The 21,103-nt window shown below is 68.1% G+C and carries 15 protein-coding genes, 1 tRNA gene and 2 riboswitches; of the genes, 3 read left to right on the plus strand and 13 right to left on the minus strand.

Annotated features, from left to right (window positions below):
- Positions 1–98: 98 nt before the first annotated feature.
- From ACSHSS_RS11550 to ACSHSS_RS11590, 9 genes are all read right to left on the minus strand, one after another.
- A complete protein-coding gene (locus tag ACSHSS_RS11550) occupies positions 99–1,187 on the minus strand; it encodes an ADP-heptose--LPS heptosyltransferase (RefSeq protein WP_212161089.1) in 1,089 nt (362 codons plus the stop codon).
- Complete coding sequence (locus ACSHSS_RS11555) at positions 1,184–2,887, minus strand: thiamine pyrophosphate-binding protein (protein WP_105765206.1); 1,704 nt, start codon at positions 2,885–2,887, stop codon at positions 1,184–1,186. Before ACSHSS_RS11555 ends, ACSHSS_RS11550 begins: the two co-directional genes overlap by 4 nt.
- Positions 2,888–3,125: 238 nt before the next feature.
- Positions 3,126–4,514 carry an L-serine ammonia-lyase gene (locus ACSHSS_RS11560; RefSeq protein WP_006401425.1) on the minus strand — a complete coding sequence of 463 codons (1,389 nt, stop codon included), beginning with the start codon at positions 4,512–4,514 and terminating at the stop codon, positions 3,126–3,128.
- A 26-nt stretch (positions 4,515–4,540) separates the two neighbouring features.
- Positions 4,541–5,683, minus strand: coding sequence for an alginate lyase family protein (locus ACSHSS_RS11565; protein ID WP_212161092.1), 1,143 nt, complete (start codon positions 5,681–5,683; stop codon positions 4,541–4,543).
- A 146-nt stretch (positions 5,684–5,829) separates the two neighbouring features.
- Positions 5,830–8,757 carry an aminomethyl-transferring glycine dehydrogenase gene (gene gcvP, locus ACSHSS_RS11570; protein WP_105809802.1) on the minus strand — a complete coding sequence of 976 codons (2,928 nt, stop codon included), beginning with the start codon at positions 8,755–8,757 and terminating at the stop codon, positions 5,830–5,832.
- A gap of 141 nt (positions 8,758–8,898) precedes the next feature.
- Positions 8,899–9,279 (minus strand): glycine cleavage system protein GcvH, encoded by a 381-nt coding sequence (gene gcvH, locus ACSHSS_RS11575; RefSeq protein ID WP_006401422.1) that lies wholly within the window; start codon positions 9,277–9,279, stop codon positions 8,899–8,901.
- Positions 9,280–9,393: 114 nt separating this feature from the next.
- Positions 9,394–10,512 carry a glycine cleavage system aminomethyltransferase GcvT gene (gcvT, locus tag ACSHSS_RS11580; protein WP_253578497.1) on the minus strand — a complete coding sequence of 373 codons (1,119 nt, stop codon included), beginning with the start codon at positions 10,510–10,512 and terminating at the stop codon, positions 9,394–9,396.
- 84 nt (positions 10,513–10,596) lie between these two features.
- Positions 10,597–10,728: riboswitch (glycine riboswitch) on the minus strand.
- 35 nt (positions 10,729–10,763) lie between these two features.
- Positions 10,764–10,866: riboswitch (glycine riboswitch) on the minus strand.
- Positions 10,867–10,977: 111 nt separating this feature from the next.
- Positions 10,978–11,355 carry a hypothetical protein gene (locus tag ACSHSS_RS11585; protein ID WP_006415625.1) on the minus strand — a complete coding sequence of 126 codons (378 nt, stop codon included), beginning with the start codon at positions 11,353–11,355 and terminating at the stop codon, positions 10,978–10,980.
- A 246-nt stretch (positions 11,356–11,601) separates the two neighbouring features.
- Positions 11,602–12,654: an oxidoreductase gene (locus ACSHSS_RS11590; RefSeq protein ID WP_006401418.1), complete on the minus strand. Its 1,053-nt coding sequence runs from the start codon at positions 12,652–12,654 to the stop codon at positions 11,602–11,604.
- Between the two features lie 322 nt (positions 12,655–12,976).
- Between ACSHSS_RS11590 and ACSHSS_RS11595 the strand changes: the two genes are divergently transcribed.
- Entirely contained in the window at positions 12,977–15,064 is a 2,088-nt protein-coding gene (locus ACSHSS_RS11595) for a UvrD-helicase domain-containing protein (protein WP_012467743.1), read from the plus strand.
- An 88-nt stretch (positions 15,065–15,152) separates the two neighbouring features.
- Here the strand turns inward: ACSHSS_RS11595 and ACSHSS_RS11600 are convergent, their stop codons facing one another.
- Entirely contained in the window at positions 15,153–16,046 is an 894-nt protein-coding gene (locus ACSHSS_RS11600) for a c-type cytochrome (protein WP_012212500.1), read from the minus strand.
- 255 nt (positions 16,047–16,301) lie between these two features.
- Between ACSHSS_RS11600 and ACSHSS_RS11605 the strand changes: the two genes are divergently transcribed.
- Positions 16,302–16,377, plus strand: a tRNA-Arg gene (locus tag ACSHSS_RS11605).
- A gap of 212 nt (positions 16,378–16,589) precedes the next feature.
- Positions 16,590–18,161 carry a TIGR04222 domain-containing membrane protein gene (locus tag ACSHSS_RS11610; RefSeq protein ID WP_394853696.1) on the plus strand — a complete coding sequence of 524 codons (1,572 nt, stop codon included), beginning with the start codon at positions 16,590–16,592 and terminating at the stop codon, positions 18,159–18,161.
- A gap of 141 nt (positions 18,162–18,302) precedes the next feature.
- Here ACSHSS_RS11610 and ACSHSS_RS11615 read toward each other — a convergent pair whose 3' ends face one another.
- From ACSHSS_RS11615 to ACSHSS_RS11625, 3 genes are all read right to left on the minus strand, one after another.
- Positions 18,303–18,626 carry a flagellar protein FliT gene (locus ACSHSS_RS11615; RefSeq protein ID WP_105841726.1) on the minus strand — a complete coding sequence of 108 codons (324 nt, stop codon included), beginning with the start codon at positions 18,624–18,626 and terminating at the stop codon, positions 18,303–18,305.
- Between the two features lie 22 nt (positions 18,627–18,648).
- Positions 18,649–20,163 carry a flagellar filament capping protein FliD gene (gene fliD / locus ACSHSS_RS11620; protein WP_445544974.1) on the minus strand — a complete coding sequence of 505 codons (1,515 nt, stop codon included), beginning with the start codon at positions 20,161–20,163 and terminating at the stop codon, positions 18,649–18,651.
- Positions 20,164–20,334: 171 nt separating this feature from the next.
- Positions 20,335–21,103, minus strand: a 769-nt coding sequence (locus tag ACSHSS_RS11625) for a flagellin (protein ID WP_445544975.1), incomplete at its 5' end; no start/stop codon positions are given.

A 21,103-nucleotide genomic window follows, 5' to 3' on the forward strand; every position in this document is an offset into this window, starting at 1 on the left:
TCGGCCGCCTCGGTCACGTCGCGCGAATCGCGCGCAGCGTCGCCGTCGCGCGTGCTGCCGATCGCGTTGCGCATGCATCCGGCCGCTGCCGGCGCGCGCTATGGCGCAGCCGTCCGCGCAGCCGGCCACGGCACCGCATCCCAGTCGAGCGCGCCGTAGGCCGCATCGATCGCCGCGATGTCGTCGGGCTGCTCGCTGCGATGCAGGCCGCGCAGTTCGGCCGGCACCTCGAGTTCGATCGACACGCAATGCGGGTAGTCGCGCACGCGCAGTGCCGGCTCGATCGTCGTGAAGCACGCGACGCTCGGCACATCGAAGCCGGCTGCGACGTGCAGCGCGGCCGTGTCCGGTGCGAACAGCAGGCTCGCGCCTTTCACCCAGGCGATGAAGCGCGCGGTGTCGCCGGCTGCCTCCTCGCTCACGTCGACGTAGGCCGGATGTGCGACCGGCCCGACCCCGACCACGGGCAGCCCGTAGCGCTGCGCGAGCCGGTCGACGAGCATCGCGCGCCGGGCCCGCGGGACGCTGCGCACCGCGGTGCTCGCGTCCGCGCAGAACAGGACGTAAGGCCGCCGCCATGCCGCCGGCAGCGCAGGAAGCTCCAGCCGCGCGAGCCAGCCGTTGCGCTTCGCCGATGCCGGCACGGCGGCAGGGTCCGCACCGAGCGCATCGAGGAAGAAATCGATCATCGGCATATGCGCGAACGCCGGCCAGTACAGGTGATTGCCGATGTCGATGCACGGTGCGTGCGCGGGTAGCGCGTCGGCTGCGCACGGCAGCGCGCGCGTCGGCGCGACGACGTCGGCCGCGAGCGCATAGAGCGCCTCGACGTAGCGCGGCGCACGCGCGGGCCGATACAGCGTGAAGCGCAGGTCCGGATGCGCGTCGCGCAGCGCGGCGAGCGCGGTCAGCCCGATCACCGAATCGCCGAGCGCGACGCCCATCCCGTTGATCACGTGCACCTGCGTCGCGCGACTGTAGTCGAGCCGGAACGGGCGCTGCGCGGCATGCAGCAGCTGCAGCGCCGGCGCGGCCGGCACGTAGCCGGCCGCGCGCGCCGGGCCGTGCTCGAGGTCGTACGGCGCGACGAGCATGCGGTCGGGCGCGAGCAGCGTGCCGGGAAACGCGAGCGCCGCGTCGTGCGACAGTGCGGCGGCGGCCGGCGCGGCGAGCGTGGCCACCGTCATGCGCCGCGCGCGCGACGGCCTTGCTCGCGGATCTGTTCGAGCGTCGCGGCCGGCGTGCTCGCGTCCTGCGGAATGCGGATCTCGATCAGCGCGGGCAGCCCGCAGGTCAGCGCGCGGTCGAGCGCCGGCGCGAATTCTGCCGTGCGCACGACCGTCTCGCCATGCGCACCGAACGCGCGCGCATACGCGGCGAAGTCGGGGTTCGTGAGGCCCGTGCCGTGCACGCGGCCCGGATAGTTGCGCTCCTGATGCATGCGGATCGTGCCGAAATGCCCGTTGTTGACGACGATCACGACGATGTTCAGCCCGTACTGCATCGCGGTCGCCAGTTCGTTGCCGGCCATCATGAAGCAGCCGTCGCCGGCCAGCGCGACCACCGCGCGCGAGGGATAGAGCGACTTCGCGGCGAGCGCGGCCGGCACGCCGTAGCCCATCGCGCCGCTCGTCGGCGCGAGCTGCGAGCGGAAGTGCCGGTACGCGAAATGACGATGCAGCCAGATCGCATAGTTGCCGGCGCCGTTCGTCACGATCGCATCGTGCGGCAGCCGCTCGCGCAGCTGCACCATCACGTCGCCGAGCTGCACGTCGCCCGGCATCGGCAGCGGCGCATGCCACTCGCGGTAGGCGCGGTGCGCGTCGGCGGCCGTGCCGGCCCACGGAAGCGGGGCGGGCGGCTCGAGCGCGGCGAGCGGCGCGGCGATCTCCGGCATCCCCGAGACGATCGGCAGGTCGGCCGCATAGACGCGGCCCAGCTCGTCCGCGCCCTGATGCACGTGGATCAGCGTCTGCCGCGTCTTCGGGATGTCGAGCAGCGTATAGCCGCCGGTCGTCGCTTCGCCGAGGCGCGGGCCGAGCACGAGCAGCAAGTCGGCGTCGCGGATGCGCTTCGCGAGCGCCGGATTGATGCCGAGCCCGACGTCGCCCGCGTAGTTCGGATGCGCGTTGTCGAACGTGTCCTGATACCGGAATGCGCAGCCCACCGGCAACTGCCAGCGTTCGGCGAAGGTGCGCAGATTCGCGCAGGCCTCGGGCGTCCAGCCGCTGCCGCCGACGATCGCGAACGGGCGTTCCGCGCGCGCGAGCCGCTCGCGCAGCTCGTCGATCTGGGCCGGCGACGGCGCGGCCGCGACGCGTTTCGCGGCGGGCACCGGCGGCTGCGGCGCGCATGCGTCGGACAGCACGTCTTCCGGCAGCGCGAGCACGACCGGCCCCGGCCGCCCGGATGTCGCGACGTGAAAGGCGTGGCTCAGATATTCGGGGATGCGGCGCGGATCGTCGATCTGCGCGACCCATTTCGCCATCTGGCCGAACATCCGCCGGTAGTCGATTTCCTGGAACGCCTCGCGATCGAGGTGCTCGCGTGCGCACTGGCCGACGAACAGGATCATCGGCGTCGAATCCTGGAATGCGGTATGCACGCCGATCGACGCGTGCGTCGCGCCGGGCCCGCGCGTGACGAACGCGATGCCGGGGCGGCCGGTCAGCTTGCCGACCGCTTCCGCCATGTTCGCGGCGGCCGCCTCGTGGCGGCAGACGACCGTCTGAATGCGCGCGGTGTCGTCCGCGAGCGCATCGAGTACGGCGAGAAAACTCTCGCCCGGCACGCAGAACACGCGTTCGACGTGATTGGCGAGCAACGCGTCGACGAGCAGTCGGGCGCCGGTGGTGGCGGGCTGCTCGAGATCCTTGGAATGCGACATGGGCTGCCGTCTCCCTGGGTAGCGGGACGTACAGATTACGCTCGTTGGCGGGGCTTCGGTATGCCGGCCGATGAAAAGTGTCGGAACGCAGGGCGCGCGAGCTGCGTCGTCATGTCGGCGACGGACACCGCGGCCGGCCGGTTCGAACGGCCGCGAGGGCGGCCGGCGCGCGACGGCCCGCCGATGGAAGGCGGGTGCGTATCGCGCGGTCGGGGCGAGCGGCCATGACGGCCGCCGCTCAGCACTCGACGATGTTCACGGCCAGCCCGCCGCGCGACGTTTCCTTGTACTTCGTCTTCATGTCGGCGCCGGTTTCGCGCATCGTCTTGATCACCGAGTCGAGCGACACGTAGTGCGAGCCGTCGCCGCGCAGCGCCATGCGCGCCGCGTTGACGGCCTTCACCGACGCCATCGCGTTGCGCTCGATGCACGGAATCTGCACCATCCCGCCGACCGGGTCGCACGTGAGGCCGAGGTTGTGCTCCATGCCGATCTCGGCCGCATTCTCGACCTGGCGCGGCGTGCCGCCGAGCACCGCCGCGAGCGCGCCGGCCGCCATCGAGCAGGCGACGCCGACTTCGCCCTGACAGCCGACTTCCGCGCCCGAAATCGACGCGTTGAGCTTGTACAGAATGCCGATCGCGGCGGCCGTCAGCAGGAAGTCGATCACGCCCTGTTCGTTCGCGCCCGGCGTGAAGCGCGTGTAGTAATGCAGCACGGCGGGGATGATGCCGGCCGCGCCGTTGGTCGGGGCGGTGACGACGCGCCCGCCTGCCGCGTTTTCCTCGTTCACCGCGATCGCATACAGATTGATCCAGTCGACCATCGACAGCGGATCCTGCAGCGCACGCTCCGGGTTGCCCGTCAGCGCGCGGTACAGCTGCGGCGCGCGGCGCTTCACCTGGAACGGGCCCGGCAGGTTGCCTTCGGCGTCCGGGTTGCCGATGCCGCAGCCGCGCGACACGCACGACTGCATCACGGCCCAGATCTTCAGCAGGCCGTCGCGCGTCTCCTGCTCGGTATGCCACGCACGCTCGTTTTCCCACATCAGCTGCGCGATCGACTTGCCGGTCGACTCGGTCAGCGCGAGCAGCTCGGCGCCGGTGCGGAACGGATGCGTCATCTGTTCGGCTGCGCTCAGCACCTTCGTGTTCGGTGCGCCGGCCGTCACGACGAAGCCGCCGCCGACCGACAGATACGTGCGCTCGGCGAGCACCGCGCCGTTCGCGTCGGACGCGCGCAGCTTCATCCCGTTCGGGTGCTCGGGTAGCGCCTGCCGGTAGAACGCGATGTTTTCCTTCAGCACGAACGGCACCGCGTGCTTGCCGAGCAGCGCGAGCTGCTTCGACGTGCGCACCTGTTCGAGCCGTGCGCCGATCGTGTCGGGATCGACCGTGTCGGGCGCGTCGCCGAGCAGGCCGAGCATCACGCCGCGGTCGGTGCCGTGACCCTTGCCGGTCGCGCCGAGCGAACCGTACAGCTCGACCTTCACGTGCGCAGTCGCGTCGAGCAGCCCGTCGCGCTCGAGGCCCTGGACGAACATCAGCGCTGCGCGCATCGGTCCGACCGTATGCGAACTGGACGGCCCGATGCCGATCTTGAAAAGGTCAAACACGCTGACTGCCATTTGAATTCCTGCCTTGCGATAAAAAACTAGCGCGCCTGCAACGGCAGGCACGCGGCGAGCCATGCGGGCGGCGTTGGAGAAAGCTGCTGCGCGACGCGGGCGTAGCGCCCGTCGAGCCGCGCAGCGAGATGAAACAGTTCGGTGGCGTTTTTCGGGTCCCACTGCCCCGTATAGCCCGGCAAGCCGGCCTCGCGACGCTTCGCATCGAACGGTACCGTCGAATGCACGAATTCTTCGTGCGTCTTCTCGCCGAGCGCGTACGGTACGAGCCAGTCGAGCGCCGCGGCGAGCGTCGCGCCGTTCGTTCCGCGCTCGCGCAGCCAGTTGCGGTTGAAGCGGCGCGCGGCCAGCGCGGCCGTGACGAGCGGCTGCAAATCGTAGACCGCATAGTGCAGCGCATCGCGTTCATCGAAATCCGAGGTCGCGCCGTCCGGGCCGATGTTGTCGGCCAGATGCTCGACGAACAGCCGCTGCGCGGCGTTCATCATCTTGCGGTCGCCGAGCGTGAACGCCGAGAGCGCGATCAGCTTGATCCGATGACTCTGCCAGTTGTTGCGCCAGATGCCGGTGAGCGGCCGCTTCTGCGCGTCGATCTGCGCGACATAGCCGGCGCCGAGCTTCGCGATGAACGCCGACGTCGCGTTGCGCGTCTTCACCGGCAGCGCGCTCGCGGTCATGTCGTACGCAAGGATCAGACTCTCGAAGCGCGTCTCGTCGATCGGATTGAAACTCGGTTGATACGTCGAAACCCACACGGACAGGAACCGGTCGACGAGCTGCAGATAGCGCGGCGCATTCGTCACGCGCCACGCGAGCGCGGCGTCGCGCATCAGATCCATGTCCTTCAGCGCTTCGACGCTTTGATCGTAGATCCCCTCGTGCGGCAGCGTGCCTTCGGTGTGCACGCGCGCCATCGCGTGCGGCTGCTCGCCGATGCGCGCGTCGACGCTGCGGATCAGCGCCTGCACGCCCGGCTCGGCATGCGTCGTCTCGCTCGCCTGCAGGGCGGGCGCCGCGCAAAAATTCATCGCCGCGTGCGCGCTGCCGGCCGCGCCGAAGCCGGCAGCGGCAAACGACAGCGACGCGGCGAGCGTCGGCACGAAGCGGCCGGCGCGCGTGCGGCGCCGAGTCTGCGTCGCGTCGTGGCCCGGAAACATCGGACGCACCATACGGAACTCCTCGTTTGGCTGGATCGCGTGATGTTAGCCGGATTGGCGGACGAATGTGAGGCGGATCGGCCTGCGGCACGCGCCCCGCACGCTGCGCGCGGCGGCGTGCGGGGCAAGGCGCGCCGGACGATCGGGCCGGCGCTGCGTTATGCGTAGTCCGACATCGGCACGCACGCGCAGAACAGGTTGCGGTCGCCGTACGCGTTGTCGGCGCGGCCGACCGGCGGCCAGTACTTGTTCGTGCCGAGCGATGCAACCGGGTACGCAGCCTGCTCGCGCGAGTACGCATGCGGCCATTCGTTCGCGGTGACGACCGCGGCCGTGTGCGGCGCGTGACGCAGCGGGTTGTCCTCGCGATCGGCGCGGCCTTCCTCCACCGCGCGGATTTCGTCGCGGATCGCGATCATCGCGTCGATGAAGCGGTCGAGTTCTTCCTTCGACTCCGATTCGGTCGGCTCGACCATCAGCGTGCCCGGCACCGGGAAGCTCATCGTCGGCGCATGGAAGCCGTAGTCCATCAGGCGCTTCGCGACGTCGTCGACGGTGATCCCGCTCGAGTCCTTGATCGGACGCAGATCGAGAATGCACTCGTGCGCGACGAGGCCGCCCGGGCCCGAATACAGCACCGGATAGTGCGGCGCGAGCCGCTTGGCGATGTAGTTCGCGTTGAGGATCGCGGTTTCCGTGGCGGCCGTCAGGTTCTTCGCGCCCATCATCGCGATGTACATCCACGAGATCGGCAGGATCGACGCGGAGCCGTACGGCGCGGCCGACACGGCGCCGATGCCGTCTTCGCCGCGCGTGTAGCCCGTCGAACGCTGGTTCGGCAGGAACTTCGCGAGGTGCGCGCCGACCGCGACCGGGCCGACGCCCGGGCCGCCGCCGCCGTGCGGGATGCAGAACGTCTTGTGCAGGTTCAGGTGCGACACGTCGCCGCCGAACTGGCCCGGCGCGGTCAGGCCGACCATCGCGTTCATGTTCGCGCCGTCGACGTACACCTGGCCGCCGTGCGCATGCACGATCTCGCAGATCTCGCGCACGTTCTGCTCGAACACGCCGTGCGTCGACGGATAGGTGATCATGATCGCCGCGAGGTTCGCCGAATGCTGCTCGGCCTTCGCCTTCAGATCGGCGATGTCGACGTTGCCCTGCGCGTCGCACGCGACGACCACGACCTTCATGCCGGCCATGTGCGCCGACGCCGGGTTCGTGCCGTGCGCGGACGCCGGGATCAGGCATACATCGCGGTGGCCTTCGCCGCGCGACGCATGGTATGCGTGGATGATCAGCAGGCCCGCGTACTCGCCCTGCGAGCCCGCATTCGGCTGCAGCGACACGGCCGCGTAGCCGGTGGCCGCGACGAGCATCTGCTCGAGCTGGTCGATCATCTCGCGATAGCCGACGGTCTGCTCGGCCGGCGCAAACGGGTGAATGCGGCCGAATTCGGGCCACGTGACCGGCAGCATCTCGGACGTCGCGTTCAGCTTCATCGTGCAGGAGCCGAGCGGGATCATCGAGCGGTCGAGCGCGAGATCCTTGTCCGACAGGCTGCGCAGGTAACGCAGCATTTCCGTTTCGGAATGGTGGCGGTTGAACACGTGGTGCGTCAGGTACGCGCTCGTACGCACGAGCGAGGCCGGCAGCGCAGCTTCGCCGCCGAGGCCCGCGTCCAATGCGTCGACGGACGGCGCGGTGCCGCCGGCCGCCTGCGCGAACACGGCGAGCAGATCGGCGAGATCGTCGCGCGTCGTCGTTTCGTCGATCGATACGCCGACGCGCGTGTCGCCGACGCGGCGCAGGTTGATGCGCTTCGCGTTCGCGAATGCGTGGACCTGCGCGGTGCGTGCGCCGGTGTCGACGGTGACCGTGTCGAAGAACGTGTCGTTGACCGTCGCGAAGCCGAGCTGCTTCACGCCGGCCGCGAACAGCGCGGCGATGCGGTTCACGCGCAGCGCGATCGTCTTCAGACCGTGCGGGCCGTGATAGACGGCGTACATGCTCGCCATGATCGCGAGCAGCGCCTGCGCGGTACAGACGTTCGACGTCGCCTTTTCGCGGCGGATGTGCTGTTCGCGCGTCTGCAGCGCGAGGCGCAGCGCCGGTTTGCCTTGCGCGTCGACCGTCACGCCGACGAGGCGGCCCGGCATCTGGCGCTTGAATTCGTCGCGCACCGCGAGATACGCGGCGTGCGGGCCGCCGAAGCCCATCGGCACGCCGAAGCGCTGCGTATTGCCGACCGCGACGTCCGCGCCCCATTCGCCGGGCGGCGTCAGGACGGTCAGCGCGAGCAGGTCGGCCGCGACGACGACGTGGCCGCCGGCCGCATGGATCGCATCGGTCAGCGCGCGGTAGTCGCGCACGTCGCCGTTCACGCCCGGATACTGCAGCAGCACGCCGAACGCGTTCGACTGCGCGGCGTCGGCGGCCGGGCCCGTCTTCACTTCGATGCCGATCGGCAGCGCGCGCGTGCGGATCACTTCGAGCGTTTGCGGCAGCACGTCGTCGGCGACGTAGAACACGTTCGACTTCGGCTTGCCGACGCGCTGCAGCAGCGTCATCGCTTCAGCCGCGGCGGTTGCTTCGTCGAGCAGCGATGCGTTCGAGATCGCCAGCCCCGTCAGGTCGGTCACCATCTGCTGGAAGTTCAGCAGCGCCTCGAGACGGCCCTGCGAAATTTCGGGCTGGTACGGCGTGTAGGCCGTGTACCACGCCGGATTCTCGAGCACGTTGCGCAGGATCACGGCCGGCGTATGCGTGTCGTAATAGCCCTGGCCGATATACGAGCGGAACACCTGGTTTTTGTCCGCGAGCGCACGCAGCGCGGCGAGCGCTTCGGCTTCGCTCTTCGGCTGCGAGAACGGCCCGAGCGGCAGCGTTTCGTTGCGGCGGATCGAGGCCGGGATCACGGCCTCGATCAGCGCGGCGCGCGACGCAAAGCCGAGCGTGTCGAGCATGGCCTGCTGGCTGGCGGCATCGGGGCCGATGTGGCGTTCGGCGAACGCGTCGTGCGTTTCGAGCGCGGCGAGCGAGAGGGGCGTGCGGTTCATCAGGCGGTCCGGGTGTTCGAGCTTCATGGCGTTCCTATCGGGACGGAGCGGCGTATCGGCGCCGGTCCGGCCCCATGCTGGGCGGTCGACCGGAAGCGGCGCGGCGACCGCTTCCGGCTTGCGCGGCGCCGGATGGCTGCCGGCCCCGCGCGTTTCGGGTCGGAAAAATCAGTCGATCAGCTTGCCGTAGGCGGCCGCGTCGATCAGCTTGTCGGTCGATGCGCCGTCGGCGAGCTTGATCTTGAACAGCCAGCTCGCGTATGCGTCGCTGTTGACCGAGTCCGGCGTGTCGACGATCGCCGAGTTGATCTCGACGATTTCGCCCGACACCGGCGAATAGATGTCGGACGCGGCCTTCACCGACTCGACGACGCCCACCGCGTCGCCGGCCGTCACCTGCTTGCCGACTTCCGGCAGTTCGAGGAAGACGATGTCGCCGAGCGTGCTCTGCGCGTGATCGGTGATGCCGACCGTCAGCGTGCCGTCTGCTTCGGTACGGATCCACTCGTGTTCCTCGGTGTACTTCAGATCGGCCGGGACGTTGCTCATCGGATGCTCCTGGATAAAAGTGTGATTCGTTGTGCCGGCGCGCCGGGCGGGCGCACCGATGCGGTTGTTTTGCCGGGCGCCATATCCCGGCGAACCGGGAGGCACTCCCGGTCGTTACGCAGCGAGGACCTTGCCGTTGCGCACGAACGGCAGTTTTACCACGCGCGCGGGAAGTTGCTTGTCACGAATCTGCACGTGAACCGTGTCGCCGACCTGAACGGCCGTCGGCACGCGGGCGAACGCGATCGATTCCTGCATCGACGGCGAGAACGTGCCGCTCGTGATCTCGCCTTCGCCGTGCGGCGTGACGACCTTCTGGTGCGCGCGCAACACGCCGCCCGCCTTGCCGTTTTCCTTCTGCAGGATCAGGCCGACGAATGCGGCGCGCGTGCCGTTACGCTCGAGCGCTTCGCGGCCGACGAACGCGCGCGGCGTCGACAGGTCGACCGTCCAGGCGAGGCCCGCGTCGAGCGGCGAGACGGTGTCGTCCATGTCCTGGCCGTACAGGTTCATGCCGGCTTCGAGCCGCAGCGTGTCGCGCGCGCCGAGCCCGCACGGACGCACGCCGTGCTGCTGCAGCGCGTTCCACAGCGCCTCGACGTGCACGGCCGGGACGATCACTTCGAAGCCGTCCTCGCCCGTGTAGCCGGTGCGGGCGACCGTCAGATCGCCGAACGGCGTGCCGGCGACCTGCGCGGCATTGAACGGCTTCAGCTCGCTCGTCGCGGCACGCGCGGCCGGCACGGTCGCCCAGACCTTTTCGCGCGCGTTCGGACCCTGTACGGCGACGATCGCGAAATCGCGGCGCGGCGCGATCGTGAGCCCGTAGCCGCCTTGCTCGTTGAGCTGGTTGAACCAGGCGATGTCCTTGTCGGCGGTGCCGGCGTTGACGACCACGCGGAAGAAGTCTTCGGTGAAGTAATAGACGATCAGATCATCGATGACGCCGCCTTGCGGATTGAGCAGGCACGAGTAGAGCGCCTTGCCGGGCGTCTTGAGCTTGCCGACGTTGTTCGCGATCGCGTGCTCGAAGAAGGCGCGCGCGCGGCTGCCGGTGAAATCGACGACGCACATGTGCGACACGTCGAACATGCCGGCGTCGGTGCGCACCGCTTCGTGCTCTTCGATCTGCGAGCCGTAGTTGACGGGCATGTCCCAGCCGCCGAAGTCGACCATGCGGGCATTGAGTGCGCGATGCGCGGCGTTGAGCGGGGTATGTTTCAGTGCAGTCATCGAGGCCTCAGGCAAGGCGCTTGCGCGCGGATCAGAACGGCCATGTGCCGACCGCTGCGGCGATGGGCCGGCGAGCGATCCTGTACATGCCCCTCTGTCCTCGATACCTGAGAGATTGCGCTGCGGGATTGACCCGGCAAACGCGCGCCCCTTCGGTGGGCAGCCTGCCGGCGCTGCATGCGCAACCGGCTACTGCCGCTCTCCAGAGTGCGGGGAGTGGTGCGGCCCGCGCGAAGCGCGGACGGGATTCCCCGACGCGGTCGGTCCTTTTGCCTGAGAGTTTGCGGGTGTGCCCCTTCGGCGGCGCGACCGATGCTGAAACGCTGCGGTCACGCGCTCTCCCGACGCGTGCGGGCGACTGTACGCGAGCGGTCGAGCCTTGTCAATTTGAGCAAAAGAATGTCGCTTCGCGACAAGCGGCGGTGCCCGACACCGCCCCGTTTTTCAGCCGCGACGGGTGCCGGATCACTCGCCGATCGCGCGCGCGACCGTGTCCAGTTCCTGATTCAGCACGCGCTGTTCGTCGGCCGACAGCCCGCCGCCGTGCTGGCCGGCCATGTCGCTCGATTCCTGCCGGATCACGTCGAGACGATGGTGCAGCTGGGCGCCGTACGGCGGCGGATACGCGCCGCCGTTCACGCGCGTGTCGATGCGGCGGTGAAGGATGTCGATGCGGCCGAGCACCTGCTGCATCCGCTCGTTGGCGGCCGCCTGCGGATTCGGGCGCGGCGCGGGCGCCGCAGGGGCGGGCGCCGGACGCACGGGCCGCGGCCGCTCGACGACGCACGCAGCGAGCGAGGAAATCAGGACGCAGCAGAGCGCTGCGCGAACCAACCGTTGCATCGAATTCTCCTGAGGATAGGGTGTCGGATCGGCTTTTTGGGAAACGCGTCAGACCGGCGCACCGCTGACTTTCGTTCCCGCGCCAGTTGTAACGGAATGTTGGGCCGGGGCGGCGGGGCGGCGCGAGCGGGACGGCCGCCGATAGCGGCTCGCGCTCGCGCGGCGGCGCGCAGGCGGCCGCGGGAAAGCGGCCGCCGCAAGCGTGCGAGCAGCGACGCCCGAGCCGCGCTGCCGCGCCGCGCGCCGTCAGATCGTGCGCCGCACGAACGGCAGCCGTCGCCCGTCGTGTTCGCTCTGTGCGGCGAGCTCGATGATCGTCATCACGTCGACCGCGTCCTGCGGCGTGACCGGGAACGGCGCCGCGTCTTGCACCGCCGCGGCGAGCGCGCGGTAGAACTCCGCGTACTGGCCGTCGAGCGTCGGCACCGGCCGCTCGACTTCGATCTCGCCCTCGAGCACGCGCAGCACGCCCGGGCGGTTGCCGCCGCCGAATTCGACGTCGTCGGGCGTAAGGCCGGCCTTCAGCTGGTCTTCCTGCGTGTCGAGGCCGTATTTCTGATAGCTGCCGCGCGTGCCGTGCAGCGTGAAGCGCGCCGGCTCGATCGCCGACAGCGCGCTCGCGTGCAGCGCGACGTCCTTGTCCGGATAGCCGAGCAGCAGATGTACGAAATCCGGCGCGGTGCCGTTGTCGCGGCGCGTCTTGACGGTCGCGCTCACCGTCTCGGGCAGCCCGAACAGCGCAAGCGCCTGATCGATCAGGTGCGGGCCGAGGTCGAGCAGCAGGCCGCCGCCGCGGGCCGGCTCCTCGCGCCAGCGCGTGCGCGGCGTGGGCCGGAAGCGGTCGAAGTGCGATGCGAAATAGGTGAGGCGGCCGAGCTCGCCCGATTCGACGAGTCGCCGCACCGTGAGGAAATCGCCGTCCCAGCGGCGGTTGTGGAACGGCGCGAACAGGCGGCTGCGCGCATTCGCGAGCCGGGCGAGCGCGAGCGCTTCGTCGGCGGTCAGCGTGACCGGCTTGTCGACGACGACGTGGCGGCCCGCCTCGAGCACGCGGCGCGCGAGCGCGAAGTGCGTGTCGTTCGGCGTGGCGATCACGACGCAATCGATGTCGTCGAGTGCGAGCAGCGCGTCGAGATCGGCGACGATGCGCGCGCCCGGATACGCGGCGCGCGCGCGATCGGGCTGACCCGTCGCGATCGCGGCGACCTCCGTGCGGCCGCTCGCGGCGATCACCGGCGCGTGAAACGTGGCGCCCGCGAAACCGAAACCCATCAGACCAATCCTGAGCAATGACGACATGGCAATTCCTGGCGACGAATGAAACGGAAGGATCGCGCGCCTGGGCGGCGCGATGACGACCGGCTATTTTGGCATGACGCCGCGGTGGGGCGCGATCGGCCGTTCGGCCGAGGTGAGACGGCGACGGCGACGCGCGCCGGCGCTCGGCCCACCGCGCGATCGTGGGCGCGCCGTGCCGGCGGTCGGCGGCGGGCTTCGCGAAACGCGCGCCGCCGACGTGTTAACATGCGCGTCCTGTCCGCGCATGCGCGTGCTTCGCAGCCCCCGGCGCGCGCGGCATCCTCCCGGCCCATCGCCGTCAACCGCAACATCATCCGACATCATGTCCGCAGGCCTGAACCCCGCTCAGAACGAAGCGGTGCGCTACCTCGACGGTCCCTGCCTCGTGCTCGCCGGCGCGGGTAGCGGCAAGACCCGCGTGATCACGCAGAAGATCGCGCACCTGATCGAAGCGAAGGGCTTCGAGCCGCGCCACATCGCGGCCGTCACGTTCACGAACAAGGCGGCCGCCGAAATGCGCGAGCGCGTGTCGAAGCTGCTCGAAGGCAAGACGCTCACGACGCCCGGCAAGGAAGGGCGCAAGGTGCCCGTGAACCAGCTGACCGTCTGCACGTTCCACTCGCTCGGCGTGCAGATCCTGCGCCAGGAGGCCGAGCACGTCGGCCTGAAGCCGCAGTTCTCGATCATGGATTCGGACGACTGCTTCGGCATGATCCAGGAGCAGATCGGCACGACCGACAAGGGCCTGATCCGCAAGATCCAGAACATCATTTCGCTGTGGAAGAACGGCCTCGTCACGCCCGAGGAGGCGATGACCATCGCCGCGAACGAGGACGAGCACCAGGCCGCGCTCGTGTACCGCAACTACGTCGCGACGTTGCACGCGTACCAGGCCGTCGACTTCGACGACCTGATCCGGCTGCCGACCGAGCTGTTCGCGAAGAACGAGCAGGTGCGCGACCGCTGGCAGAACAAGCTGCGCTACCTGCTGATCGACGAGTACCAGGACACGAACGCGTGCCAGTATCAGCTGCTGAAGCTGCTCGCGGGCCCGCGCGCCGCGTTCACGGCTGTCGGCGACGACGATCAGGCGATCTACGGCTGGCGCGGCGCGACGCTCGAGAACCTGGCGCAGCTCGGCAAGGATTTTCCGAAGCTGCATGTGATCAAGCTCGAGCAGAACTACCGGTCGACGGTGCGGATCCTGACGGCCGCGAACAACGTCATCGCGAACAACCCGAAGCTGTTCGAGAAGAAGCTGTGGTCCGAGCACGGGATGGGTGACGCGATCACCGTCACCGCCTGCAACGACGAGGAGCACGAGGCCGAATCGGTCGTGTTCCGGCTGTCCGCGCACAAGTTCGAGCGTCGCGCGCAGTTCCGCGACTACGCGATCCTCTATCGCGGCAACTTCCAGGCGCGGATCTTCGAACAGGTGCTGCGGCGCGAGCGGATTCCGTACGTGCTGTCCGGCGGCCAGTCGTTCTTCGACAAGGCCGAGATCAAGGATCTGTGCGCGTATCTGCGCCTGATCGCGAACGCCGACGACGATCCCGCCTTCATTCGCGCCGTCACGACGCCGCGCCGCGGGATCGGCAACACGACGCTCGAGGCGCTCGGCGCATTTGCCGGGCAGGCGAAGGTGTCGCTGTTCGAGGCCGTTTATATGGGCGGGATCGAAGCGCGGCTGTCGGCGCGGCAGATCGAGCCGCTGCGGATGTTCTGCGACTTCATCCAGCGGCTGACCGAGCGCGCGGACAAGGAGCCGGCGTCCGTCGTGCTCGACGACATGATGGAAGCGATCCACTACGAGGCGTATCTGTACGACGCGTTCGACGAGCGGCAGGCGCAGTCGAAGTGGCAGAACGTGCTCGAGTTCCTCGAATGGCTGAAGCGCAAGGGCACGAAGCCCGAGACGGAGGCCGTCGACGGCGAGGCCGACGGTTTCCACAACGCGGACGGGCTCGCCGATACCGGCAAGAACCTGCTCGGGCTGATCCAGACCGTCGCGCTGATGTCGATGCTCGAAGGCAAGGAAGAGGATCCCGACGCCGTGCGGCTATCGACCGTCCATGCGTCGAAGGGGCTCGAGTATCCGCACGTGTTCCTCGTCGGCGTCGAGGAGGGCATCATGCCGCACCGCGGCGGCAGCGAGGACGACGGCCCGATCGACGACGAGCGGATCGAGGAGGAGCGCCGGCTGATGTACGTCGCGATCACGCGCGCGCAGCGCAGCCTGCATCTGAACTGGTGCAAGAAGCGCAAGCGGGCGCGCGAGACCGTCGTGTGCGAGCCGTCGCGGTTCATTCCCGAGATGGGCCTCGACGATGCGCCGCCGCCGACGCCCGAGGAAGCGCCGATGACGCCCAAGGACCGGCTCGCGAGCCTGAAGGCGCTGCTGCAGAAGTGATGCCGCAGCGCCGGTGCGGCGATTGCGCGGACAAACAAAAACCCGCGACGCGCAACGCGTCGCGGGTTTCTTTATCGCGCGACGTACGTTATTTCGCTGCGTTGACCATGTAGTCGACGGCCGCCTTCACGTCGGCATCCGACGCGTTCGATCCGCCTTTCGGCGGCATCGCGCCCTTGCCGTGCAGCGCGTAGTTGTAGACGGTGTCCATCGAGTCCTTCAGGCGCGGCGCCCAGTCTTCCTTGCTGCCGAATTTCGGCGCGCCGAGCACGCCGGCTGCGTGGCAGGCCTGGCAGACCTGCGTGTACAGCGCCTTGCCGGCCGAGGCGGCGTCGGCGCTGGTCGGCGCGGCTGCCGGTTTTTCGCCGGCCTTCGGAATCGCGGCGATTGCGGCCTGCGCGGCGGCGATCTGCGCGCTGGCCGCGTCGGCGGCGCCCGATGCGCCTGCCGCGCCGCTGGCGGGCTGCGCGGCGTTGGCGGCCGGTGCGGCCGGTTCGGGGAAGTTCGCGCCGTCGTTGTTCGCCATGTAGACGATCGCGCGCGCGATCTCGTAGTCGCTGACGTCGTCGGGGTTCGTGCCGCCGCGCGGCGGCATCGCGCCCTTGCCGGCGAGCGCCGTCTTCAGCAGCGTGTCGAAGCCTTGCGCGATGCGCGGCGCCCAGTCGTCCTTGTTGCCGAACTTCGGCGCGCCCGCGGCGCCCGTGCCGTGGCACGTGACGCAGACCGCCTTGTACACCTCCTCACCCGTCTTGTACGTGCGCGGTGCGTTGGCATCCTTCACGTCGACCTGCGCGATCGGCGCGATGCGCCGCGCGACCTGATCGTCGGACAGCGCGTCCGTGCCGGCGCCCGCGCGGAACGCGTGGTTCGCATAGGTGGCAAACAGAACGATGAGGGCAATCGGAATCGCGAACGACGCGATGATGAGGGCAATCAGCTGCCCGGGGGTTTTGACGGGAGATTCGTGGGGTGCTTCGCTCATGCTTGCCTCGTCTCCGTGAATAGGAATTGTGAGCGCGGTGCAACGGCAAAATGGCTGTCCAATGAAGCACGGACGATTATAGACGGAACGTTTACATCACGGCGAGCGGCGCGATGACGCGTGTTTACCCGCACGGGATGCGGGTGGAGGCGGGAGCCGGCGCGCAAGGTGGACGCGTCATTGGAAACAGGGTATCCTTGCCGTCTTGCCAAATCGTGGGCGATCTTGTTTATTGGGGTCGTTTCACTGTCTCAGGCGCCCGTAGCTCAATGGATAGAGTACTGCCCTCCGAAGGCAGGGGTTGCTGGTTCGATCCCAGCCGGGCGCGCCAAATTGCCTGTTCAGGCTTTCCTCTCTGTCGCTTTTCGCTTCGTCGTTGTTTCGATCGCACTGACATACATCGCCGGTCTCAGCGCAGTCATGCGTGAAGGCGCGAGCACCTCACGCCGCCTCGCCGTCGCGTAAGCGCGTTATGCGAGAATCGCCCGCAACGACAACTCGAGCGACGATCGCGGCGGCCGTCTGCGCATCGCGCCCATGCCGATGGCTACCACCCCGTCTTCACCGATCGCCGGCGACATGCCGGCCGACTGGCAGCAGGCGCTGCTCGCGCGCCTGAACGCCTATTCTCCCGACGACCCCCATGCGCCGCTGCCATACAGCCGGCGGCTCGCCGACGCCGAAGGCTGGTCGCACGATCGCGCACTGGCCGTGATCGAGGAATACAAGCGTTTCGCATTCCTTGCGCAGGCGGCCGGGCATCCGGTTACGCCGTCGGTCGCGGTCGACGCCGCATGGCATCTCCATCTGCAATACACGCGCGAATACTGGGACGGGTTCTGTGCCGACGTATTGCAGGCGCCGCTGCATCACATGCCCGGCACGGGCGCGCCGGACGAGGCACGCGTGTACGAGCAGCGCTATCGCGATACGCTCGACAGCTATCGTCGGCTGTTCGGCTGCGAGCCGCCCGAATCGATCTGGCCTCGTCCGGCGCGTGCGCGCGCTGACACCGCATCGTCGCGTGCCGACGGCGGCTCGGCCGCACGCGAGCCGGGCGAGCGCGGGGCTGCGGCATCCGCGGCGCGGCGCAACTGGCGCAATCGTCTGCCCAAGCTGGCGTGGCCGGCGGCCGCCGCAAGTGTCGCGGCGACTTGTGCGTCGGCGCACGACCTCAACCTGCTGAACTACACGGGGCCGCAGTTCCTCACGTTCTATATCCCGGCCTGCATCGTTGCGCTGCTGCTGATCGTCGGCCTGCAGCAGGTCGAATACCGCTGCCGGCGCCGACGTGTATTCACGCGCGAAGCGGTGCCGGACCTGAGCGCCGAGCAGGTCGCCTATATCGCCGGCGAAGAGACGCGTGTCGTGCAGGTGATGACGCTGTCGCTGATCCAGGCGGGCGCGATCGATCTGAGGCGGGCCGGCCGGCTGGGCACGCGCGTGACGCTCGTCGATCCGGCGCGCGCCGGCGCCTACGCGGACGAGTGCGAATGGCTGGCCGCTCAACCGGACGGCGAAGTGAGCTTCGGCGCGTTCCGCCAGGTCCTCGCGCGCCGCGCGGCCCAATACGCGGATGCCGTGCGCCGGCGTGAATGGCTTTGGGCGCCGGGCGAGATGCGTGCGGCGCGGCTGGCGGCGCGCGCGATCGTACTCATCGTGCTCGGCACGGGCGTCGCGAAACTCGCGGTCGGGCTCAGTCGCGGGCGGCCCGTGCTGCTGCTCGGCATCAGCATGGCCGCATTCGCGATCGCCTACGGCATCATCGCCGAGCGCCTGACGGGCTTCGGGCGCGGCGGCCTGTCGGTGGGCGGCCGGGCAACGCTTGACGCGCACCGCAACGATCGCCACGACGAACGCAGTACGCCGGACGATTTGCTGTGGGCCACCGCGCTGTTCGGCGCGGGCGCGCTGGCCGGCACCGCGTGGGGCATGCACGCGAGCGCGTTGATGGAGCCGCCGCCGCTGATGACGGCCGCGATGCGCGCGGACGGAGCGAGCGGGTTGTCGCCCAGCAGCCACGCAAGCGATTGCGGGCCGAGCTGCTCGTCGTCGAGTTCGTGCAGTTCCAGTTCCTGCGCGGCGAGTTGCGGCGGGTGTTCGTCGAACAGTTGAGTCGTTGGGGCTCAGAGTCACGCAGCGTAGCGGCGGACCGGGGGCGAACAATAGAAAAGAAAAAGCCCGCATGACGCGGGCTGAGTCGAACGAGCGTGTCATCGAGGACACGAGTAGTTGTTATTCGGTGGTGCCACGCATTCAGAATTGCGCGACGCGTTGATATTCGCCGGCGTTCTGTACCGAGTTCATGGCCTGCCGGTAAGCTTGCTGCAGCTGCGTCTGTGCGGTCCGCGCGCCGGCCAGCACGTCTTGGTCGGCCGCGTGAATCGCGCGGAGGATGTCGCGGGCGGCATCCGATTGCGGCATCGATAGCGACATCAGCAGCGGCGACCGCTCGGCGACCAGCCGTGCAGCTTCGATCCAGTCCTGGCGCTTGCCGGCCGCGTCGATCGCCTGCGTCAGATCCCATACGCGGTCGATCACGGCCCAGTCGTCGTGGAGGGCAGCGGTATGGTCTTGCATCAGGGCCTCCATTGCGCGTCGTTCAGCTCTTGTTCGCGGACATCGCGCCCTGGCTGTTCGCCCCGCCGAAGAGCTGTGTCAGGTACTGCGAATTGTTATTCATCTGCGCCATCAGCGTGTTCAGCGCAGTGAACTGCGCCTGATATTGATTGGTGAGTTGCGTCTGATAGGCGGACAGCGTGCTTTGCTGTTTCGTCAGGTTCGAGAGGTCGTCGTTTAGCGCGGACGTGCGCGTCTGGATCGGGCCGCCGGTCGCGAGATAGCCGGTGATCAGCGTGTTCATCTTCGCCGCGACGCCGGTGGTCGAGTTGAACACGGTGGCCACTGCGCTGCTGTTGTTTTGCAGCGCGGTGTTCAGTGTCGCGCTGTCGACCGACAACGTACCGTCAGCCTGAAGCGTGATGCCGATCGATGCGAGCGACTGCGTGGTACCGGCGCCCTTCACGCCGCTGGCGACGACCGACGCGAGTCCGTTCTGGATCATGTTCAACGTCGAATCACCGAGCAGCGGCCCTTGTGTGGTCGCGGTCGGGCTGTAGGACGTCAACGTGCCGAACGTGGTGACCAGCGTGTTGTACAGATTGACGAAGTTGTTGATCGTGGTCGATTGCGACGTCGTGTCGGTCGCGATGGTGAGCACCTGCGGTGTGGTACCGACCGCGGCCGACGTCAGATTCAACGTGACACCGGTCAGTGCCGACGAGAGCGTGTTGCTCGCACTCGTCACGGCCGTGCCGTCAATCGTCACATACGCGTCCTGTGCGGCGGCGGACTGTGTCCATCCGTTGTTGGATGAGGGCGCCGTGCTGCCGGCGCTGACGACGTTGCCGTTGCTATCGATGCTCGGCGTGCCGCCCGCGTTCGACGAAACGGCCAGTGCGGACGATACGGTGCCCGTCACCGTCGTATTGATCACGTTGGCTGCGCCGGTCGCGGTCGAGCGCAGCACAAGGTGCGCGCCATCGACGCCGTTGACGACGGTCGCCGAAATACCCGGATTGTCGCTCGCCGCATTGATCGCCGCGGCGATGCCGGCGACCGTATTGTTCGAGTTGTCGAGCGTGATCGTGCTGGACTTGCCACCGATCGTCAGCGTCATCGAGCCGGTGCCGAGTGCTTGCGTGGGCGGCTGGAAACCTTGCGACGTCAGCACCTGTGCGCTTGCAATCTGGCGTACACCTACCGAATAGGCTCCGGCGACGGCGCCTTTGCCGGCGGTCGCCGTGATGCCGTCGCCGCTCGCGGTCGCGCTGAACTTGCTCAACATGGTGCCGTCGCTGAGCGTCGTCAGGCTGGCCTGAAGTGCCGATAGTGCTGCGGACAATGTACCGTAGGCGGAAATCTGCGTGTTGTCTGCCGTTTGTTTTGCCGTGATGGCAGCGGCTTGGCCCGCCGTTTTTGCATTCACGAGCGCCGTCACGAGGGAGTTGACGTCCATCGTCGTGTTGCCGGTCGAGCCGCTGATGATCGATTGCGCGGCTTGCTGGAGCGCGCTGTTCGCACTAGCGCTGGACGTGTTGGTGTTGACGGTGGACATATGACGGCTCCGTGCCCCGGACGAGCGATACGTGTGTGGTTATGCGAATGCGTGCTGCGTGAAATCCTGCGTCTATTGCGATTCGGTCGGTTATCGATTCGCGTAGACCGAAGCGCCCGGGGCGCCGCGCGACATGCTGCGCGATGCTCCGGGCGTGACTGCGGGAAGCGATTACTGCAGGAGCTTCAGGACCTGCTGCGGCAGCGAGTTCGCTTGCGCGAGCACGGAGATGCCGGCTTGTTGCAGAACCTGTGCCTTGCTCAGGTTCGCGGTTTCCTGCGCGAAGTTCGCGTCCTGGATTTGCGATTGAGCTTGCGACAGGTCGGTCGACTGAGCCTGCTGCGTCGTCGCAATTGCCGTGAAGCGGTTCTGTGCCGCGCCCAGGCTCGCCTGGATGTTGTTCACGAGCGTCAATGCGTTGTCGATCGATTCCATCGCGTCGTTCGCGCCGTTAGCCGTGCTGATGTCGATGTTCGATACCGATTGCGTCGTTGCAGCGGCGTTCGCGTTGATGAACTGAGTGGGAGGCGTTGCGGCTGCCGCCAGCGTTCCGCCCGGCACAGCCGAGGTCGGGTCGAATACGGCCTTGATGGCGTTCGTGCTCAGAGCATTGCCGTTCTGGTCGAAAAACTGGAAGCCCGTATTGCCGTCCGACTTGACGGTGATCGACGTGATGTTGCCCGAGGCGGCAGGATAGGTCGCCGAGCCGCTCACATCGGTAACGTTACCGGCTGAGTCCGTTGCAAGATCCAGGCCGCTGATCGTGCCGAGAACGGAGCCGGCTGCCAGGCCGGCCGTATTGTTGCTATTGATCGCAGCAAGCGATTTTGTGAGGGTAAGATTGGTCCCCGCTTTGATCGTCCCCGGGGTACTCACGTCCAGCACGTTGCCTTCGATAACGGAATTCGCAATCTGCTGGTTATTTTGGTCGGTATAGGTA

It is taken from the genome of Burkholderia sp. BC1 (assembly GCF_052683555.1).